This is a genomic window from Mycoplasmopsis bovigenitalium, assembly GCF_002356075.1.
Classification (GTDB): domain Bacteria; phylum Bacillota_I; class Bacilli_A; order Mycoplasmatales; family Metamycoplasmataceae; genus Mycoplasmopsis; species Mycoplasmopsis bovigenitalium_A.
In genome coordinates, this window is sequence record NZ_AP017902.1 from 342,132 (window position 1) to 363,400 (window position 21,269).

Genomic DNA, 21,269 nt, shown 5'->3' on the forward strand with positions numbered 1-21,269 from the left:
AAATAAATTCCTAAATATTTGTTTAATAAACGAATAATTAATGTTTTATCCAACATTAAATATTGATTATCTGATACAAAACATAAGAAAAAAATGGCGCTATTTGCCATTTTGTTCATAAATTAATTTACCTTGAATTCGTCCACGCTCTAAGTCATTATCCAAAATCTCAATTGTGATGTTATCACCAACTTTCACGATTTCAGAAGGATGTTTTATAAAATGATTGTTATCTTTCTTCATATTACTAATATGAACTAAAACATTCTGTTTGATACCGATATAGACAAAAATACCAAAATCAGTAATACTTTGCACAGAACCTGTAATAATTAATCCTTTTTTTACATCTTCAGCGTTTAAAACATCTTTTTTAAGTATGTAGCCTTCTTTTTGGTCTCTTATATCCTTAGTAGGGTTTTTTAGCGATTCAATAATTAGCGTTATATCATAAATATTTGAATTGAATTTATTAGCTAACTCTTCAATATTTGCTGCTTCCAAAATTGATTTGTCTATATTTCCCAAATCAATTTTTAAATACTCACAAACGTCAAAAGCAAGCTTGTATGATTCAGGGTGAATTGAAGTTCTATCAAAGAAATTTTTAGAATCGTGAATTCTTAAAAAACCAACTGATTGTTCGAATGCTTTTGCACCTAAACCCTTAACTTTTTTAAGTTGCGAACGGTCACTAAAACGATTGATTTCACTTCGATAATCAATTATGTTCTGAGCAATTTTCTCACTTAATCCAGAAATGTGTTTTAGGATCGTTTTTGAGGCAGTATTTAAGTCAACTCCAACCTGGTTGACAACTTTGTCAACTTTAAAATCTAGTGCCTTGGATAATTCTTTTTGGTCAACATCATGTTGATATTGACCAACACCTAAGCTTTTTGGGTCGATTTTAACTAATTCATTCAAAGGGTCTTGGAAACGACGCGCAATATTAATTGCACTACGTTCCTCAACACTAAAATCAGGGAATTCTTCTTGAGCAATTTTTGATGCTGAATATACAGAAGCACCAACTTCGCTAACAACAACATATGAAATATCACTCTTATCATCGCGTTGTTTAATTAAATTAGCGATAAATTCCTCAGTTTCTCTCGAAGCAGTTCCATTGCCAATTGCAATAACGTTAACATTATATTCATTGATTAAATCATTTACAATCTTTGCGGCTTGAACTTTTTGGTTTTTTGGTGGAGTTGGATAAATAATATCTTTATCTAAAAAGTTTCCTTGTGGATCAATTACTGCAATTTTGCAACCATGTATATATGCTGGGTCAATTGCTAAAACAGTTTTATTTTTTACCGCAGGTCAAAGTAGCATTGATTCAAGACTATTTGCAAATAATTCAACAGCTTCTTTTTCTGCTCTTGCAAATAAATCAGATTTAATTTCGCGAATTATTGAAGGTGCAATTAAACGTTCAAAACTGTCTATCACAGCTTCATGAATAATTTTTCCTGTTTGTTTATTTTTAAAATAAAGTGCATTGATTTGATAAATTAAATGATTTTGATTAAAATCAATATCATATGAAATAATTTTTTTGTCTTCTGCACGTGAAATTGCAAGAACTCTGTGGTTTGGAATTTGTTTTACTTTTTCCTTGAAATCATAATAAAGTTCAAAGTTTTTATTTTCATCTTCAGCATTCTTTTTAAGTTTAGTAATAATTGTTCCAAATTTATAAAGCTGACCTTTTACATAGTCTCTTGCTAAGGCATCTTGCGATATTCATTGACTAATGATATATTTAGCTTGCTCTATTGCAAATTCTACTGTTGGCACTTTATCATTAATGTATTTTTCTGCATCTCTATAAGGGCTGTATTTTGGATCATTGTTGGTGAAAATTTCTTTTGCAAGCGGTTCAAGACCTAAAGCAATAGCCTCTGTGGCTTTTGTTTTTTTGCCAACTTTAAATGGTTCATAAATGTTTTCAACCTGAGCTTTAGTTTCTGCCAATCTCAATTTATTTTCAATATCTTTGGTCAAAAGATCTTTTTCTTTAAGTATTTGAATTATTGCTTCTTTTCTTTTGTTTAGTTCAATGTTGTATTCATACATATCACTAATTTTTTGAATAACTTCTTCATCTAAACCGCCAGTTTGGTCTTGACGATATCTAGCAATAAAAGGGACAGTTGAATTTTCTGCCAATAAAGCTAAAACAACTTGAACCTGTTTAATATCAAGTTCAAGTTGTTTAGCCACGAATTTAATTGATATTTCATTCATGTTTCATCCTTAATTTTGTGTATTGGTTTGATTTGTTGTTTGTAAATTAAATCAAGCATCTAAAACAAGTTTCAATGTTACTATTTGTGCTTTTTTAATTTGTGTCTTTGCATCATCTCCAAACATTTTTTTAGAAATAAGTTGTTTGTATTTTTCAATAATATTTTTGTCAAATGTTTCTTTAAAATTGAATGATTTTTGAGCTTGTGAAGGTTTGTTTAAAACAATTTTAACGTTTGAATTTTCACTCTTCATTGTTTCAATAGCAATTGCCAGTTCATTCAACTTGTTTGCTAAGTGCAATTTTGTATTATTATCCGATTCAATAAAGTTTCTATCCATTAATTTATAAGATAGTTTGTCAGAAATTGTAGTTTGTACAGCAGCGTTTACAAATTCATTTGTGACGTTTGTTGCGCTATTATAAACAGATTTTAACGCTTCTTGTTCATCTTGGTTTGAGTCTTTAAAATTAATAGTTATTGTTTTATTTTCGTAGTCTTTAATTATTTGTGCTTGTGAAAGGTGCTTTGCGAATTCAACATAAACTGACAAGACTTTTTGTTTGTCAATTACACTTTCAAATTTAAGTGATTGGAATTCTTTAACAAAACCATTTTTGAATTCTTTAATTATTTCCGAAGAACCTTTATCAAAGATTTTCCCAAAATCTATTTGTCCGTTTTGATTTACATATTCATTATAGTCATGTTGTTTATTGTTTTTGTTTTGTTTTTTAGCTGCAGATTCAGAAATATTTTTTGATGCTTCATTAATAAATTCATCCATATTAATTTCGTCTTTTAAGTTGTATAAAGCTCTAAAAAACGGATAGTAATCTGCGGGTAGTGCGATTTTGTTACGAGATATTGCCGAAAGTACACTTGCATTTGCTTTTACAATTGAATTTTTGTTTGTAAAAAATCCCGCTGATGCAATAAAGCCTACTGAAATTGGAACAATTGCAATTGGCGCAACTAAAGCACCGCCCAATCTTATTAAACCAACCCTTTTGCCTTTATCTTTTAGTTTTTTAAGTCTTAAACGTGTAACAAACACAAGAAGGTTAGCAAGAATAATAGCTAAAATATGAAATGCTGTAAGTATTAATATAAATACTAAACATGCTACAAATGGTCAAAAGTCATTTTTATCAAAATATTTTACATCAGGAACATGTTTAAAGCCATTTATTGCCGCTGTTATTCCAATTGCGGCGAATAATCCTACAAAATCAAATATCATTAAAAATAATGCATATCAAAAGCCTCTAAAAATTCCTTTTAATAAAGCAATCAATAAAAATAATGTCAATAGAGAACCAATTATTATGTGTCAAATAATTGGATTTTGCATTGCGGTTTGCATTTTATTCATAAACTCTAGCAATGTTTCACTGTTAAAATTTTTCATAAAAAAATGATACATTATTTTTAATATGTGCGAAATTGAAATATAAAAAATAAAGCGGCAAATTTTACCGATTCAATTGAAAAAATATTCATATTAGTAAATTTAATCAATAAGACGAGAGTTATTCAGTTTCTTAAATGGATTTGATTTATCAATATTGTCGATAAATAGTTTGCCTTGTAAATGGTCTAATTCGTGTTGTGCAACAATCGCTAAATAACCTGTTAAATCTTTGGTGACATACTTTTTCTCAAGAAATGAATATGCTTCAAAAACAATACGATTAGCTCTGTAAACTAAACCAGATTGTGATTTTATATTTGAACCAACACTTAAGCAACCTTCCCCCTCAGCTAATGCAACTTTGAAATCAGATTTTGCAATAATTTTTGGATTTATAAAAACATCTTTAATTGGTTTTTGGCCTGGCTCAATCAAATTTGAGTTTTCATCGCTAAAATTAATATAAAACATGTTTTTAAGAATCCCATACTGAACAGCAGCCACTCCTACCCCAGGTTGATAAAGAGTTCCATCTTGTTGGCTATCGTCAATATGATAAATCATCGCATTTGCTAAATCAATATCTTCTTGAATCATTGGTATTGGAATATCCTTTGATTTTTCTCTAAGAACTTTATTTGGCAGTTGTTTAATTTTGTACTGTTTTACATCTAATTTATATTTCATATAATATTTATGATACCATAAATAAAATATGTTTGCGAGGTAATATGCTTAGAATCATTTCAGGTAAATATCGAAGATTATTAATCAATAGACCGCCAAGAGAAATAACAAGACCAACAAAGGATAATATCCGAGAATCAATAATAAATTCACTGCGGTTTGAATTAGAAAATAAGAATGTTCTTGATTTATTTGCAGGCTCTGGTGCATTAGGTATTGAAATGCTAAGTAATGGCGCATCTCATTGTGTTTTTATTGAAAAAAATCACAATGTCTTTAACATTTTGAAACAAAATATTGAATCTTTAAAAATAGAAAATTCAAATGCATACAAAAGTGATGCAGTTGCCTATTTATCAAATGTTAGCGATGCAAAATTTGATTTTATTTTAATCGATCCACCGTATAAGCAATATGATCTTGTTATGCAAGTATTGAATTTAATTGTCGAAAAAAATTTATTGAATAATTCAGGAAAAATAGTTGTTGAAACTGACGATATCAACCAAATACATTTACCAAATGAATTTAAAAATATTCAAATTCGTAAATTTGGTAAAGTGAACATTATATATTTAAGTAAATAAAAAAGCCAGCAAACACGACACTTATTGATGTGGCTGCTGTGTTCCCACCCTGACCAGGTTACAATGTTATCGTTTTACTGACGTTATTATTATAATATAAAAAATGTTAAATATAATATAATTAAATTATGAGAAATTTTTCATATAAAGATATTTCAAGATTAGCAAAAGTATCAATTAGTACTGTAAGTAGATATTACAATAATGGGTATGTAAGTAAAAGAACACGTGAAAAAATTGAAAAAGTTGTAAAAGACCATGACTATTACCCAAACAATGGTGCTAGATTGATTAAAGGAAGATCGAGATCTATTTTTACAATATTACCTGATTTTTATGAAGGTTCTTTTAACCATATTGTTACTGGCATTGAGCATGCTGCAAAATTGCACAATAAAAAAGTGTTTATTACACATACTTCAGTTGAACAAGACCAATATATTGAAACAATTAAATATTGCTTGGCTTGAAAACCTAGTGCAATGGTTTTCTTTTTACCTAAAATTGACAATGAAAAAATCATTCATTTTATTAAACACCATGTTTCAGAATCAATTCCTATCATCTATGGAGAACAAGCAGAATCGATCAACTGGATCGATGTGGATGTTGAAAATTCATTCTATTCTGTAACTAAAAGTTTCTCAGAATATATAGAAGAAAACCAAAAAATTGTTTATGCAGATGATTCAAAATTATCACCACGTCAAAAACAACTACGTTACTGAGGATTTAAAAAAGCCTGTGATAAATTAAATATTGAATACGAAAGATACGAAGTTAACAATAAGAACAATCAAGAAGTTCAAAAATTCCAAAAATATCTTCAAGACAAAGACTTGGTTAATGTTGTTTGTTCAACACATGAAACATTTATAAACTTAGTTTCATCAAATGACACTCAATTACGTTTAACTGATATTGGAACTCAATCAATTTATGATACTCAAAAGAAATATAAAGCCAAAATTTTTATTGATTATCATAAAATTGGCGAACAAATTGAAAAAACGGTTCATGAGATAAGTCAGAAAAAAGAATCAGAAACTTATGATAAAAATAATAAGCAATATTCACAAATTATTTTTAGACCATCAATACTTACTCAAAAATAGGGCGCGCCGCCCTATTTTATTTATAATTTTTTAATACTTTTTGCAAATAGCGATCATTATCGCGCTTTTTAATTTGCTCTCTTTTGTCTGCTTTATTCATTGAAGTTACAAGTGCAATTTCAATTTTAATTCTTGATGCATTATTAAAATAAATTTTAGTTGGCAATATTGTTGAATTACCAAAACGTTCTTTTTTCGATTGAAGACGTAAAATTTCATTTTTGTGCATTAATAATTTACGCTCACGAGTTTCATCACATTTAACTAACATAAATTGCTTGAATGTTGCATTATTTAATCATATTTCATTATTTTTGAAAAAACAATAAGCATTAGTTAGTTGAACCGTGCCAGCACGAGCTGATTTGACCTCTCAGCCCTCAAGAACCAAGCCAGCTTCATAAGTTTCTTCAATTTTATAACCGTGTAAACCTTTTCGATTGTCGCTTATTATTTTCATATTTTAATTATAGCAATCAACATTGTTTTGTATTGAAAAAGTTGATAAATAAAAAACGAGAGGCTCGTTTTAGTTAATGTGTTTTAAAACATCTTGTTTTAATTCATTGTAAGGTTTGTAGCCAATCATTTTTTGAAGTACTTCGCCATCTTTCATAATAAATCATGTAGGTAGGTTTGTAATTCCGAATTCGCCTGAAAGTTTCATGTTTTGGTCAACATCAACACGGAATACAGGAATACCATCTTTGTTTGCTAATTCTTCACTTGATTCTTTAAACATTCTGCATGGAGGACATCATACAGCATGGAAAACTAGTAGATAAACGCCTTTTTGGTTTGGTTTAATTTCATCGTATCAAATTGCTTGTGTAATATCTTTCATATTTTGTCCTTTCGATATTTACTATTTATGAACTTATTTTAAAACAAAAAAACAAATTATGAATAAAAAAATAGTTAAATTTTAAGTTTTTTTAGAAAATGCGATTTTAAAACTAAAATACAAATTTTATTTTTTTATTAATAATGATTAGTTTTTACAAGAAAAATAAGGAATAAAAATCCCTTATTTCGACTATAAATCAATATTTTTGACATATTTAGCATTTGACTCAATGAATTCACGTCTTGGAAAGACTTCATCACCCATTAAAGTTGTAAAAATTCAATCCGCTTGCGCTGCATCACTAACTTGAACTTGTAGCATTTTACGGTTGTCAGGGTCCATAGTTGTTTCTCATAATTGTTCAGCGTCCATTTCTCCCAGACCTTTGTAACGTTGCACCGTTATTTTTTGACCATTAGACATCTCACTCATGACAATTTCTTTTTCAGAATCTGTATAAGCGTACTTGATTGTTTTACCTTGTTGCAATCTATATAATGGGGGTTGTGCAATGTAAACAAAACCATATTCAATCAAAGGTCTAAAATAACGATAGAAGAATGTTAAAAGAAGTGTTCTAATGTGCGAACCATCCACATCGGCGTCAGTCATTATTACAATTTTATGATATCTTAACTTGTTAATATTGAATTCTTCTCCAACCCCTGTTCCAAGTGCAGAAATTATTGAAAGAATTTCTGCGTTTGAAAAAACTTTGGCAGGAGTATTTTTTTCAACATTAATTACTTTACCACGCAATGGTAAAATTGCTTGTGTTTCACGGTTTCTACCGTTTTTAGCAGAACCACCCGCAGAGTTACCCTCAACAATGTATAATTCACTAATTTCTGCGTTTTTAGACGAACAATCGGCAAGTTTACCAGGTAATGAACCCGTATCAAAAACAGTTTTGCGACGCGCAGCATCTCTAGCAGCTTGTCCTGCTAAACGTGATTTGCGGGCATCAATTATTTTTTGAATTAACAATTTAGCTTCACTTGGATTTTCATTCATAAAGCGTTCAAAAGCTTCGCTAAAAATTTTATTAACAGCAGCACGAGCATCCTTGTTGCCAAGTTTACCTTTCGTTTGCCCTTCAAAAATTGGGTCAGTGTGCTTAATTGAAATAATTGCAACGATACCTTCTTTAACATCATCTCTTGTAAATTTGTCTTCTTCTGATTTAACAAATGAATTTATAGTCGCATAATTATTAACAATTCTAACTAAGGCGTCATAAAATCCACTCTCGTGTGTTCCACCCTCAACTGTAATTATGTTGTTTGCGTAACTTACAACATTGCTTGTGATTTTTTCATTATATTGAACAGCAACTTCAACAGCAACCGCTGGCTGCTCACCATGAGCATATTCGCCTTCAGCATAAATTACTTCAGGGTGAATTAATTTTTGACCTTTATTTAATTCTTTAACATAGTCAACAATACCACCCTCAAAATGATATTCAACAATTGAGTTTTCACGCTCGTCTTCGACAGAAATTCTCAGTCCTCTATTCAAATATGCAATTTGTTTAGCGTGGTCAACAACAACGGCACGTTCAAAAGGTAAATTATCCATAATCGAATAATCTGGATGAAAACGCACTTTTGTTCCAGTTTCACCAGGTGCGTCGCCAATAACACTCAATGATTGTACAGTTTGCCCACCATTATTAAAGTGTGCATAGTGTAATTTTCCATTACGTTTAACTCAAACTTCAAAATCATCACTTAGTGCGTTGACAACTGACGCACCTACACCATGAAGTCCCCCAGAAACTTTGTAGCTTTCTGAGTCAAATTTTCCACCAGCATGCAGCACAGTTAAGACAGTTTCAACAGTTGATAAACCAGTTTCAGGGTGTAAATCAGTCGGAATACCACGGCCATTATCCTCAATTTCAGCATAACCATCTGCAGTTAATTTAATTGAAACTTTATCGGCATAACCCGCCATACATTCATCAACTGAGTTATCAACAATTTCTCAAATTAAATGATGAAGTCCCCGCAAACCGGTTGAACCAATATACATACCTGGGCGCACCCTAACAGCTTCTAAACCTTTTAAAACACGTATATTCGATGCACCATATTCTTTATTTTCCATTGCTGTCTCCTTATATATTAATATTTATAATTATATTGAATTTTTTATTTTTTGGTATTTGCAAACTAAAATAATTTATAATATAAATGAAACGCCTCAAAGGCTGTGTTTTTTTACATTATTTAGAAAGGAGTATCATGCAAGAAAACAAAAATGATGAATTATTCAAAAAGCAAGATAAAAATAATTCATCTAATTTTACAAAAAATGAAGTTGTAAATAATGAAGTTCATTTAGATATTTTTACCCAAGAACCTGGCAAAAATGTTGCAAAAACAGTTTCAAGAGAAAATACAACATACCAGTACACAAAAATGTCAAACTTTGTGCTAAAACTATCTAAATTTTATGCTCCTATGCCGATGTGAAAATTGTGTTTGATAACTTCTGGTTTTGCAATTTTATTCGGTATCATTGGTGTTTTTTTAGTTAAAAACCCTGGTATTTATAACTTTGGAGCAGCTGCTTTTGGTCAAGCAGCTGCAAGAATTACAAACGTTCTTTTAAGAGAAAATAAAAATATAACTCCAGAAATATATAACGTAATTGACCACGCATTATTCTGAATTTTATACATTGTTTTATCAATTCCAATATTTATTTTTGGATGAAAGAAAACAGGTAAAGTATTTACCTTATTAACTGTATTATTTTTAGTAGTTTCATCTCTAGTTTCATTTGCAATTGGTCAAATTCCAGGTTCTGGAAAATTGTATATTATTGGTAATTTTGAACACAATAATATACCTACAATTTTAAAGGACCATATTTCAAATGAGATTTGACATGGCAAATCTCAAATGTGGAGTTTGATTCCCCTAAATTGAAATGATGCAGGCAATGTTATTGCTCAAATGATTTTTGGTTTTGTGTATGGATTTTTATTAGCTTACTTCTTTGCAATTATCGCAATTATTGGCGGTTCAGCTGGTGTTACCGGGATTATTGGCGAATATATGTCAGTTGTAAAACACAAAAACTTCGGAACAATCAATGGAATAATAAACATAATTATTTTACTTATTGCTGTTGTTTTTGGTACATACTTACCTGGTTCATTATTATTAGAAAGCATCACAAAAGGTATTGATGGTAATAGCGTAGAATCTTGAAAACCATTTGTTGAAAAAATAAAAGGTTGAAGAGATTTAACTCAATATGAACTAGGTCAAATTTATGACACATTAATTGGCATTAAAAACGTTGCTTGACAGCCATCAATGTACTTTTCTCCAAACTTTTTATCAACAGTAATTTCAAATGTTGTGTTTGTTGTTATGCTTAACAAATTATTCCCAAGATTTAAAGTTGTTCAATGTAAAGTTTACTCTCCACACATGAGTAAAATTAAGCAAGCAATTGTTGGTGATAAAAAAACAATCAACAACTTTACAGTTACAATTGGAGAAGGTGGATATTCTGGTTCAAGAACAAAAGTTCTTTCATCAATTACTTTATACAAACAAATACCACGTTTAATTAAGAAAATTAGAGAAGTTGACGAAAACGCCTTAATTACAATTTCAAACGTTGCTTCATTAGACGGTAATTTATACATACCAAGTGGTAAATTTTAAAAGTGGTTAACCACTTTTTTTGTTTTGTCATTCGCTAATTGGCTTCATACAATATAATTAAATTATTAAATTGAGGTACAATGGATTACATAAATTTCGAACTAAAATTACGCCAAATATTAAATAAAGACAATGGCCCAAAATTGTTATTAAAAATGATTGAAGCTCCCTATCGCTATCAATCACAATATCAATTATTTGATGCTCTAACCAAGATGAACCAGTCGTTTTTAAGAACTCAAGAAAACAAATTTAACAAATTTATTATTGAATGCGCGGAATCTCTAATTACAAATAGCTTTGAAGAAAACGGAATTCAACATATAAAAAGTAGCTTTAATTTAACTTTTATTGATAAATCAAAAGTTGATACAGAAACCAATTTGAGTGCAGAACAAATAATAGAGCTAGCCGAAGAAGTGAAATTTAGATCTAATTTGGCATTCATTGATACGCAAAACAAAAAAATGTATGTTGTTTTTGCTCGAAAACGTGACACATTTGATAAAAGTTCCCTTGCAAAATTACTTGAAAATATTACCAAAAGAAACAATGCACTTATAAATTCTTATCAAGACTATCAAATCAATTTTATTTACTGATTTATAGATGAATTCTATACAAAAAATTTTGACGTATTCAATTCATTTTCAAAACAAAACGAATCAGAAAATAATAATATTATGTTTTTATATGGATCGCAATTTTTAGGTTTATTTAACTTGCAAAATGATTGAGATAATATTCAATCACATATGAAAAAATTCAAAACTAATTCAATACAAGATATTTATAAAATGCCAAACTTAAATAAAGACCCAGAAACTTTTGAATTCATGGTTGAAATGAGTGCTAAGAATTGAGAGAAATTAAGTTCAGACGAACCAGACATGATAAACCTAAGGAACATTGTATTTGATAATCAATCAGAATCTAGCAACTATATTAGAGCCATGCGCGAGCGTAATCAAAAACTATCAGATGAGTTTGGGGTTGAGGAATAATTATGAAGAGATTAGGGCTTAGATTAGATTCAAACATTAATTCAAAACCCGATATTTTCAAGATTGAAAAATATATTGAGTATTTAACCAAATGAATTCAAAATACGGTTAAAAAAGCAAATTGTGAAGGTGTAGTAGTTGGAATAAGTGGAGGCATAGATTCTGCACTTGTTGCAGCACTTGCAAAAAAGGCATTCCCAAATAACACATTAGGCATAGTAATGCCAATTGATTCAATGAAATTTGACCTTAATGATATTGAAGCTTTATCAAAAAACCTAAATCTTGAACTTTTAACAATAGATTTAAAATCAACATTTGACGAATTGAACAGTAAAATCAATATAAAAGACAAAATGGCAATTAGCAATATCAAACCAAGACTTAGAATGACTACACTTTATGCTATTGCACAAGAAAAAAAATATTTAGTTGCTGGAACTGATAATGAGGATGAATTATTTATAGGATATTTTACTAAACACGGCGATGGTGGAGTTGATTTTTTACCAATTAGTAGATTACTAAAAAATGAGGTTAAGTTGTTAGCTAAACACCTTAATGTTCCTGAATCAATAATAAATAAAAAACCGTCAGCGGGCCTGTGAGAAGGTCAAAGCGATGAAAATGAACTAGGATTCACTTATAATGATTTAGATAATTATTTAAATAATAATTTAGAATTAGTAGAAACTAATATAAAATTAAAAATTGATAGATTGCATAAGAATTCTCAACATAAAAGAGATAAAGCATATAAACCAAAATCAATTGAACAATATTTTAAAAACAAAAAAGGAGACAAATAATGGCAGGACATTCACACGCGGCTAATATTATGCACAGAAAAGGCGCTCAAGATAGAGCTAGAGGAAAAATTTTTCAAAAGTTATTTAAAGAAATTTTTGTAGTTGCTTCTGGCACTGGTGGTGCAGACCCTGATACAAACCCAGCCCTAAAACTTGCAATTTCTAAAGCAAAAGCAAAAAATATGCCCAAAGCAAACATTGAAAGAGCCCTTGCAAAGGCAAAAGGTGAAGCTAAGGATGGAGCAACATTTACCGAAACATTATTCAATGCAACAATAACAGGCGGAGCAACATTCTTAATCAAAACACTTTCTGACAACATGAACAGAACAAAATCAAATATGGCAGCCCACTTCAACCGTCAAAATGCTGTTTTAGGTAAAACCGGTCAAGTTCCTTTTCAATTTGATTTAAGAGGAATTCTTGAAATTTCAAAAGATTTGATTGATGAAGATACTCTAACATTAACTGCTTTAGATAATGGCGCAGAGGATATTGATGTAGATGAAAATTCTTACTTAATTTTTTGTGCTCCCGAGAATTTTGCAGCACTTAAGAATGCAATCGAATCTGGCTTAGGAATTAGTGAATTTTTACAATGTGAAGTGACATATATTCCAAATTCAACAGTTGAATTAGAAGCTGACAAAATAGATAAAATAAAAGAATTCATTGCTAGACTTGAAGACGATGATGATGTTCAAGAGGTTTACCATAACATTGAATTAGAAGACTAAATCAACAGCAGTTGATTTTTCTTTTTTCAATTGGAAAACATTGAAAAAAGAAAAAAATATTGTTTTTAATAATTAGATAAAACATACTAAATCATTTATTTATAATAAATATTAGTATTCCCTTGAAATATATTATTTGCATGATTAACACATTTAATATGAATTTAAAATTCATTTCGCAATTTTTAATATTTTAATATTAATATAGGAAAAACAATTTATTTCTATATTTTATGGAGAATTATTTTTTTAAAAAATGATTAGTAAATCATATTTCTAATTTGATATTATTTATATAACTAATAATTTAAATCTTATTATTAAATACAAGGTTCGGAGGGTGTGTGTTTATTTCTTACGAAGATTTTCTAAATAAATTAGAAAATAAATTAAAACATGTAAATGAGGAATATAAGAAGGTTGTTGGCTCAATAATTAAGTATCCACATAGATACATGGGTCTGTTTCGATTAAGCAACATTAAAACCAAATTAATTCAAAACATAACACAAAGTAGAGAAATATGATTTGGCGATTTCCTAGAAGAAATAATCACTGAGTATTTATCAAAAAAATTTAAACTTTTAGATAAGAGCATAAAAAATATTAACGGGGAAACTTTTAAAATAGATCATTTTTTTAGATGCAATGATACCTTGTACGTTGTTGAACAAAAAATTAGAGATGATCACGATAGCAGCAAAAAAGTTGGACAATTTATTAATTTTGTAAAAAAATATAAAACAGTTAAAGAATTATATCCTGAAAATAATGTCAAAGGAGTATTGTGATTTATTGACGATAATTTTACGAAAAATAAAAAATATTATTCAGCAGAAATACAAAAAGAATTCAAAAATAATGAAGATATAAAGTTATTCTATGGCGCCACCTTTTTTGATTGGTTGGATATAACCAGCATGTGGCAAGAAATAAGATCACACTTATTACGATATAAAATAGAAAATGCAAATTTTGATTTTGAAATTCCTGATTTTGATAAATCAGACAAAATTCTCAACTTACTTGTCGAACTGCCTGATAGTGAATGAGATAAACTTTATTACAATAGCGATGAAGTATATGATAATTTAAGAAAAGAATTATTTCCAACTGGGTCAAATCTAGAGCGTGCCAAAAGAAAAAGAAAGAAATAACTATAAGGAGTGTAAATTGAAAACAAATTTAATAATAAATGGGGATTGTATTGCTGAATTAAATAAAATTCCAGAAGAAAGTATTGATTTAATCTTTGCCGACCCTCCTTATTGGATGAGAACAACAGGAACTCTTTTGCGTGTTGAAGGTACAGAATTTAAAGGTGTTAATGATGAGTGAGATAAATTTGCATCAAACGAGGATTATTACCAATTCACAAGAAAATGGCTTGAGGCATGCTATAGAGTTTTAAAAAAGAACGGTTCTTTTTGGGTTATAGGGGGTATGCAATGTATTTACACAATTGGCGCAATAATGCAAGATATTGGCTTTTGATTTTTAAATGATGTAATTTGGCACAAAACAAATCCAACCCCCAATTTCAAAGGAACAAGACTTACAAATAGCCATGAAACATTAATTTGGGCTACAAAAAGTGAAAAATCTAAATACACTTTTAATTACAAAACAGCAAAAGAGCTTAACATTAATGTCAAAGATTTCGACAAAGGTTACCGTAAACAATTAGGCTCTGTATGACATTTTTCAGTTGCAAGCGGAAATGAAAGAGTTAAAGACCATGAAGGAGTTAAACTTCACAATACTCAAAAACCAGAGGAATTACTATACAGAATAATAAACATTTCCTCAAATATTGGCGATATTGTTTTGGACCCATTCGGGGGCACAATGACTACGGGCAAAGTAGCAAAAATGACAGGCCGAAACTATATAATGATTGAAAAAGATCCTAAATATTGCTACTACGGACAAAAAAGAATTGATGAAACTCTAATTCAAATTGGCAATATTGAAAAAGCAGTATATGATAAAAAACCACCAAAAACAACATTAAAAGAGATGATTAACGCCAAATATTTTATTGTCAATGAATATTTATATTTTAAAGATGATGAAAAAGGCGAGGTAATGCTGAATAAGGATGGTAAAGTTATACTTAATAATGGCGAAATAACTGACATTCATAGTGCTGCTGCAAAAATATCAAATAAAAATGCTAATAGACTGAATGGATTTGACTATTGGTTTGTTATTAGAGATAATCAAAAAGTATCAATCAAAGAAATTAGAGAAAACTATCGAAGAGATGTTTTGGGTTTTGAATAAAATTAAGAAAATTTTGCAAAATGTGTCAACACTCCGTTGACATTTTTTTATGTTGTTTATAAACTTAGATGGCAGCGTTTAATATAGACACGCAGTCTCAAATTTTGCATTATTTTGGTATAATACAAAATATTTATAGGAGGTCTTATGTTGGAAGTTCAAAACTTATGTAAAGTATTTAGTGATAAAAAACTTTTTGAAAATGTAAATTTAAAATTCACTGAAGGTAATACCTATGGAATTATTGGGGCTAATGGCGCTGGAAAATCAACATTTTTAAAAATTTTAGCAGGGGAAATCGAAGCTACAAGCGGCCAAATTATTATTGAAAAAAATAGACGTTTAAGTGTTTTAAGTCAAGACCACAATGCATTTGATGACCTTATTGTTACCGAGGTTGTAGTAATGGGCAACACAGATTTATACAAAATTAAGGCCGAAAAAGACGCTATTTATGCAAACCCCGACGCAACAATGGAAGACTACACTCGTGCTGGCGAACTTGAAGAAAAATTTGGTGAACTTGGTGGATGAACAGCCGAAAATGATGCTCAAGAACTATTATCTGGACTACAAATACCAAAAGACAAATGAGATTTACCAATGAATCAATTGACTGCCAATCAAAAAATTAAGGTTCTTTTAGCAAAAGCTTTGTTTGGTAATCCTGACATTTTAATCATGGACGAGCCAACAAACCACTTAGACTTACGCTCAATTAAATGATTAGAGAATTTTTTAGCAGACTACCAAAATGTTGTTATTGTAGTTAGCCACGATAGTGACTTTTTAGATAATATTTGTACTCACATTGTTGATATTGATTATAATGAAGCTAAAATTTATACCGGAAACTATACTTTCTGAAAAGAATCTAGCCAACTTGCTCTTGAACTTATGAAGCAGTCTAATGCTAAAAAAGAAGTGCAAATTGAAAAACTAAAACAATTTATTGCTCGTTTTAGTGCTAACGCCTCAAAATCAAGACAAGCAACTTCGCGTAAAAAATCTCTTGAAAAAATAACTCTAGATGAAATTAAACCTTCGAACCGTAAATACCCATACATTAATTGAGATATTAACAGAGAACCTGGCAAAGATATCATTGAAGTAGAGGGTTTAACATATGAAGAAAACGGGAAAATAATGTTCCAAAATGTATCATTTTCCCTATCAAAAGGTGAAAAAATGGTTCTTATTGGTGAGGATGACATTGCCAAAACTAGATTTTTAGAATGTTTACTCGGATTAAGACAACCAACTTCTGGAACAGTAAAATGAGGTCAAACAATCAAACACACTTACTATCCAAATGATAATAAAAAATACTTTACAGAAGATTTAACAATTCTTGAATGAATTTCAAAATGACCTTTAGAAAATTCAACTGAGGAAACCAGAGATGTGTCTGACCAAAGAATGCGTGGTTTTTTAGGTAGAATGTTATTTTCAAATGATTCAGTATTCAAAAAAGTAGCGGTTACATCAGGTGGGGAAAAAGCAAGATTAATGTTTTCAAGAATGATGCTTTTGGAGGCAAACTTTTTAGTTTTAGATCAACCTTTAGACCACTTAGATGCCGAAAGTATTGACTCACTAATTTCAGGTCTAAAATCATATAGAGGCGGGGCAATATTTACAACTTACAACCGTGCACTAGTAAATCAAGTTGCTAATGTAATTCTAGAAATTGCACCAGATAAAAGTTTTATCTACCATGGCACTCTTGATGAATATGAAAAAATTATGAATTATTAATTGCAAAAAACATGGGCTAAACTCCCATGTTTTTTTGAACCACATAGTTAAAATTCTTTTTCAAGGCATAGTCTTTGACTAATTTGTTTTCATAAGGAACAACTAATGTAATTTTTTCACTTAAATTGTTGAAAGCAAATTCCGCGATTTTTTCAATACTTTTTGGTATATAAACAGTTTTTAAGCCACTCAATCCATTAAATGTAAAGTCAACTAACTCTGTTATCCCTTCTTCTAAAACCACTTCCCTTAAGTTTGGTTTCGATGAAAATTCATTACCATTAAATTTAACATTATGATGAACTACAACTTTTGATTTACCGCCTTGAACCGTTATTAATTTTGAGAAATCGTTATTGTAAAGAACACCTTTATAAGAAGCAAACCAATAATTACCAGGTTCTACTATTATTTTTTCTAACATTGGTGCAGAAAATGAATTTTTGCCATCAACAATATTGCTTAATTCTTTTGGCAAAATTAAACTTTTAACCGGATTAGACATTGGAGTAGAGATTAATTTTGAATAGTCTTTTGTATATAAAATTCCGTCTTTCGCTGTAAAATGTTTATTTTCGTCAGACACTGCATATGATTGTAAAAACTTTGGTGCAATTTCAAAATCGATTTTTTCGATATTCTTGCCAATATGTAAATGAGTCATATTTTTATTTGAATAAACATTAATGCTTATTGACTTAACTGGCATATTTTTGACATTTGCTGGAATTTCTAGCTTACTTTGGTTGCTATCGCTAAGACCTAGTACAGACAAACCATGTCAATATTTGTATAAAATTTGTCCTTCAGCAAATGTAGTTTGCAATACTTCATCAGCTCGATGATCATTTGATATTTCTGAGCTTGATTTCATAAAGTAGCTATTATTAACAATTCCTCAAGTCGCATCTGAGTGTACCCACTCAGATTTTTCTTCATTATAAAACATAACTCATTGATGAGCACCCGCAGATGATCAACCTGTAACCATAACACTTTTAACACCAATAACATCTAACATCGCTTTATATAATGAGCTAATACCGCCACAAACTGCAACCTTATGTATAAATACATCATATGCATTTATATACTGCATTTGATTCCCGGTTGCATATTTTATGCTCGAAGTTATTCAATCATATATTCGCTTTATCTTATTAATTGTTGAATTGGTTTTTTCTTTTTCAATTAAATTTAATACAAATTGGGCAATTTCATTCATTTGTTTTGCTGAGTAACTATCATCTTTATAAACATTTAAATTTTTAGGGCCGACAATATTTAAAAAATTTTCAACTTGTAGATTTAATACAGTATTATTTTCATTTTTAGAATTTTGTTTATCATTTTTTAAACTATTTTTTATTGCATCTAATTCTGGATAATCAGGCTCATTTGTTTGATTTTTACCTTTTGAATTATTGGTTTCTAAACTTATATCTGATTTGTAATATAAAGGTTTTACATCTTCAGCTTTTTTTAGTTTTGATGCTTCTTTTTTAATATTTTCTAAATCCTTTTTTAACTTGGTGTTTGACTCAATCAATTCTTTATATTGAGATTGAGCAAAATTACTGTTTTGCTCTAAAAATGAATCAATTTGGTCAAATATAATTTCATATTTATATTTTGCGTTTTCATTAACAAGTTCACTTTTTAGAGTTCTGATTTCATTAAAAAAGTTATTTCTTATTAGTATTTCTTTTTGAAATTTTTCAATTTCTTTTCTAGTTGGATCTTGTTTTTTACCCGAACCTAATTTTTGATCAGGATTGTTTTGGTCGTTGCTATTTTGCGAACTATTCTCAACCTTATCAGGCTCTTTTTTAGTGTTTTGGCAACTCATTGCGGACATAACACTTAATCCAGAAATTACTGTAGCCAAGGGTAAAATTATTTTTATTTTTTCATATTATTTATTTTATATAAATAAAATTGAAATCAATATTTTTTAAAATAAAAATCTCGCCAAGCGAGATTGATTATTTATTGATAATGAAATTATTTGAATTCTACTGTAGCACCAGCTTCAGTTAGTTTTGCTTTTAGCTCTTCAGCTTCGTTTTTTGAAACATTTTCTTTAACTGTTGCAGGAAGTGCTGAAACTAATTTGTTTGCATCCATTAGAGCTAATCCTAAAGTTTCTTTAACAACTTTAACAATAGCTAATTTTTTACCGTTGTCAGCTGTAATAACAACGTTTACAGTTGATTTTTCTTCAGAAGCTTCAGCAGCAGCAGGAGCAGCAGCAACAGCAACAGCTGATGGATCAATTCCAAATTCTTCTTTCATTGCTTCAACTAATTCCATAACTTCTTTAATTGACATTTCTTTTAAAGCAGAAATAAATGTGTCTTTTTCTAATTTAGCCATAATTTTTTTCCTTTCAATTATTAATTTGAATTAATTATTCACTTTCTTTTTCACTGTAAAGTTTTAAAGAAAGGGATAGTTGTTGTAAAGGCGCAATAAGTGAACGCGCAAGAATTCCAAGTGCTTCTTCGTAGTTTGGTAAAGTAGCAACCTCAGCAACTCCTTTAGCATCAATAACTTTGCCTTCAAAGATACCAGCTTTTAATACTAATAATTTATTTGTTTTAGCAAATTTGTGTAGAACTTTAGCAGCAGCTAATTCATCTTCGTTGCTAAATGCAAAAATGTTTGGTCCTACTAAGTGGTCAGCTAGTGCTTCATAACCTGTACCTTCAAGCGCATACTTAACAATACGGTTTTTGAAAACAACTAATTCAATACCAACTTTTTTAGCTTCAACACGCAATTCTGTTAATTCTTGAACTGTTAAACCACGATATTCAGCAACAACAAGTGCTTTAGCTTTTGATAACTTAAAAGCTATTTCTTTGCTTAGTTCTTTTTTAGCTAATTTAAATTTTGATTCTTTAAATTGCATAAAGGTGTCCCCCTTTCATAATTTAATAATGCAATACCTATGATTAAATGACAATGTAGAATATACACTCGGTAACAAATTAAGCTTTCACAGTTACTGTCTTTATGTATTGCATAGAAATTATAAACTAAGATAAATATTTATATATTTATAAAAAAATATTTTTTTGAATTGACTTTACTATTGAATTGGGAAAATAAATAAAAAAATTAATTCAAAATACTTAATTTATAATTATTATATGAAACAAAAATTTACTCAATTTTGACAATACATAATTGAAAATGAATATATAACATTGCTCACTCACAAAAACCCAGATGGCGATACTATTGGATCCTCGATTGCGCTAAGAGAAATAATTTTACTGAATAGCAAAAAAACAAAACGTGTTGAAATATCAGGAGGGGATTGTCCGCGTAATCTTGAATTCTTATTCCCAAATAAATTGGATTTAGTGGATAAAGATTTTTTTGATAAATCATTAAAAATTGTGGTTGATACTTGCAGTAAAAAACGGGTTTTCGATCAAAGAGTTGAACCTATTCGTTCATTAAAATTTGATCACCACCCAGAGGAAGACCAATTTATGTTTGGGATTGGGGGTGATCATTGGCCTGCCACTGGTCAATTATTGGCAGAAATGGTTATTGAGTTAAATTTAAAAGTTAATCAATTAGCTTTACAAGCAATGACCATTGCAATATTAACAGACACAAATAATTTCACCGAGCGAAATATAAGTTCAAAAACATTTGATGTTATGTCTTGAATTATGACAAAAGGTGTTGATTATAAAAAAGCTATTAACAATATTAAATTAAATAACGAGGAAAAGCAAATAATCCATAATACTATTTCAACAATTAAAACGGAGGGAATTGTAAGTTACATTATTAGTGAAAAAATCATTTCAAATGATATAGTAAGACCTTTAGTTAATCAATTTTTAAATATCTCAAATTCAGAAGTTAATTTAGCTATTCTTAAAGATAAAAGAGGATTATACCGTTGTTCAATTAGGTCAACATCAAGCTTTGATGTCAATGAAATTGCTAAAATATTTGGCGGAGGTGGACATCATAATTCTTCCGGATTCATTCTAAATTCAATTGAAGAAGTAAAAAATGTTCTTAATATAATTAATGCAAAAAAATAAAG

At 29.4% G+C, this 21,269-nt stretch carries 19 protein-coding genes and 1 other RNA gene; 10 read left to right on the forward strand and 10 right to left on the reverse strand.

Annotated elements, in window-relative coordinates; genetic code table 4:
- Window positions 1–99 precede the first annotated feature (99 nt).
- The 3 genes from MBVG596_RS01430 to def form a co-directional block, all read right to left on the reverse strand.
- Window positions 100–2,259, reverse strand: a complete 2,160-nt coding sequence (locus MBVG596_RS01430; protein ID WP_096386044.1) for a helix-hairpin-helix domain-containing protein — start codon at window positions 2,257–2,259, stop codon at window positions 100–102.
- Window positions 2,260–2,268: 9 nt separating this feature from the next.
- Entirely contained in the window at window positions 2,269–3,672 is a 1,404-nt protein-coding gene (locus MBVG596_RS01435; RefSeq protein ID WP_148664008.1) for a hypothetical protein, read from the reverse strand.
- A gap of 102 nt (window positions 3,673–3,774) precedes the next feature.
- Window positions 3,775–4,362 (reverse strand): peptide deformylase, encoded by a 588-nt coding sequence (gene def / locus MBVG596_RS01440; RefSeq protein ID WP_096386053.1) that lies wholly within the window; start codon window positions 4,360–4,362, stop codon window positions 3,775–3,777.
- A gap of 44 nt (window positions 4,363–4,406) precedes the next feature.
- Here def and rsmD point away from each other — a divergent pair, with 44 nt between their 5' ends.
- Window positions 4,407–4,949: a 16S rRNA (guanine(966)-N(2))-methyltransferase RsmD gene (gene rsmD, locus MBVG596_RS01445; RefSeq protein ID WP_096386057.1), complete on the forward strand. Its 543-nt coding sequence runs from the start codon at window positions 4,407–4,409 to the stop codon at window positions 4,947–4,949.
- Here the strand turns inward: rsmD and ffs are convergent.
- An RNA gene (gene ffs / locus MBVG596_RS01450) (signal recognition particle sRNA small type) lies at window positions 4,941–5,038 on the reverse strand. The two genes, rsmD and ffs, sit on opposite strands and share 9 nt — an antisense overlap.
- A gap of 39 nt (window positions 5,039–5,077) precedes the next feature.
- Between ffs and MBVG596_RS01455 the strand changes: the two genes are divergently transcribed.
- Complete coding sequence (locus tag MBVG596_RS01455; RefSeq protein WP_096386062.1) at window positions 5,078–6,064, forward strand: LacI family DNA-binding transcriptional regulator; 987 nt, start codon at window positions 5,078–5,080, stop codon at window positions 6,062–6,064.
- Window positions 6,065–6,080: 16 nt separating this feature from the next.
- On the opposite strand, the gene smpB is transcribed toward MBVG596_RS01455, so the two are convergent.
- The 3 genes from smpB to gyrB form a co-directional block, all read right to left on the reverse strand.
- A complete protein-coding gene (smpB, locus tag MBVG596_RS01460; RefSeq protein ID WP_004420225.1) occupies window positions 6,081–6,524 on the reverse strand; it encodes an SsrA-binding protein in 444 nt (147 codons plus the stop codon).
- A gap of 69 nt (window positions 6,525–6,593) precedes the next feature.
- Entirely contained in the window at window positions 6,594–6,908 is a 315-nt protein-coding gene (locus tag MBVG596_RS01465; RefSeq protein ID WP_096386066.1) for a thioredoxin family protein, read from the reverse strand.
- Between the two features lie 192 nt (window positions 6,909–7,100).
- Window positions 7,101–9,023, reverse strand: a complete 1,923-nt coding sequence (gene gyrB, locus MBVG596_RS01470) for a DNA topoisomerase (ATP-hydrolyzing) subunit B (RefSeq protein ID WP_096386071.1) — start codon at window positions 9,021–9,023, stop codon at window positions 7,101–7,103.
- A gap of 137 nt (window positions 9,024–9,160) precedes the next feature.
- On the opposite strand from gyrB, the gene MBVG596_RS01475 reads away from it, so the two are divergent.
- The 7 genes from MBVG596_RS01475 to MBVG596_RS01505 all read left to right on the forward strand — a co-directional run bounded on the left by MBVG596_RS01475 (window position 9,161) and on the right by MBVG596_RS01505 (window position 17,194).
- On the forward strand, window positions 9,161–10,600 hold the full coding sequence (locus tag MBVG596_RS01475; protein WP_096386076.1) for a DUF2179 domain-containing protein: 1,440 nt from the start codon (window positions 9,161–9,163) through the stop codon (window positions 10,598–10,600).
- A gap of 80 nt (window positions 10,601–10,680) precedes the next feature.
- Window positions 10,681–11,604: an HpyAIV family type II restriction enzyme gene (locus MBVG596_RS01480; RefSeq protein WP_096386081.1), complete on the forward strand. Its 924-nt coding sequence runs from the start codon at window positions 10,681–10,683 to the stop codon at window positions 11,602–11,604.
- Window positions 11,605–11,606: 2 nt separating this feature from the next.
- The gene (gene nadE, locus MBVG596_RS01485) at window positions 11,607–12,413 is read left to right on the forward strand and encodes an NAD(+) synthase (RefSeq protein WP_318024764.1); all 807 of its coding nucleotides are present in this window, start codon (window positions 11,607–11,609) and stop codon (window positions 12,411–12,413) included.
- Complete coding sequence (locus tag MBVG596_RS01490; RefSeq protein WP_096386090.1) at window positions 12,413–13,150, forward strand: YebC/PmpR family DNA-binding transcriptional regulator; 738 nt, start codon at window positions 12,413–12,415, stop codon at window positions 13,148–13,150. Before nadE ends, MBVG596_RS01490 begins: the two co-directional genes overlap by 1 nt.
- Before the next feature lie 344 nt (window positions 13,151–13,494).
- Window positions 13,495–14,307, forward strand: coding sequence for an HpyAIV family type II restriction enzyme (locus MBVG596_RS01495; protein WP_096386095.1), 813 nt, complete (start codon window positions 13,495–13,497; stop codon window positions 14,305–14,307).
- A 16-nt stretch (window positions 14,308–14,323) separates the two neighbouring features.
- On the forward strand, window positions 14,324–15,436 hold the full coding sequence (locus tag MBVG596_RS01500; protein ID WP_096386099.1) for a DNA-methyltransferase: 1,113 nt from the start codon (window positions 14,324–14,326) through the stop codon (window positions 15,434–15,436).
- A 147-nt stretch (window positions 15,437–15,583) separates the two neighbouring features.
- A complete protein-coding gene (locus tag MBVG596_RS01505) occupies window positions 15,584–17,194 on the forward strand; it encodes an ABC-F family ATP-binding cassette domain-containing protein (protein ID WP_096386104.1) in 1,611 nt (536 codons plus the stop codon).
- 16 nt (window positions 17,195–17,210) lie between these two features.
- Here the strand turns inward: MBVG596_RS01505 and MBVG596_RS01510 are convergent, their stop codons facing one another.
- From MBVG596_RS01510 to rplJ, 3 genes are all read right to left on the reverse strand, one after another.
- Window positions 17,211–19,082, reverse strand: coding sequence for a transglutaminase domain-containing protein (locus MBVG596_RS01510; RefSeq protein WP_148664009.1), 1,872 nt, complete (start codon window positions 19,080–19,082; stop codon window positions 17,211–17,213).
- A gap of 116 nt (window positions 19,083–19,198) precedes the next feature.
- Window positions 19,199–19,570 (reverse strand): 50S ribosomal protein L7/L12, encoded by a 372-nt coding sequence (gene rplL, locus MBVG596_RS01515; protein ID WP_004420340.1) that lies wholly within the window; start codon window positions 19,568–19,570, stop codon window positions 19,199–19,201.
- A 34-nt stretch (window positions 19,571–19,604) separates the two neighbouring features.
- Window positions 19,605–20,108, reverse strand: a complete 504-nt coding sequence (gene rplJ / locus MBVG596_RS01520) for a 50S ribosomal protein L10 (protein WP_096386114.1) — start codon at window positions 20,106–20,108, stop codon at window positions 19,605–19,607.
- A 241-nt stretch (window positions 20,109–20,349) separates the two neighbouring features.
- Here rplJ and MBVG596_RS01525 point away from each other — a divergent pair, with 241 nt between their 5' ends.
- Window positions 20,350–21,267, forward strand: a complete 918-nt coding sequence (locus tag MBVG596_RS01525; RefSeq protein ID WP_096387400.1) for a DHH family phosphoesterase — start codon at window positions 20,350–20,352, stop codon at window positions 21,265–21,267.
- Window positions 21,268–21,269: the final 2 nt, after the last annotated feature.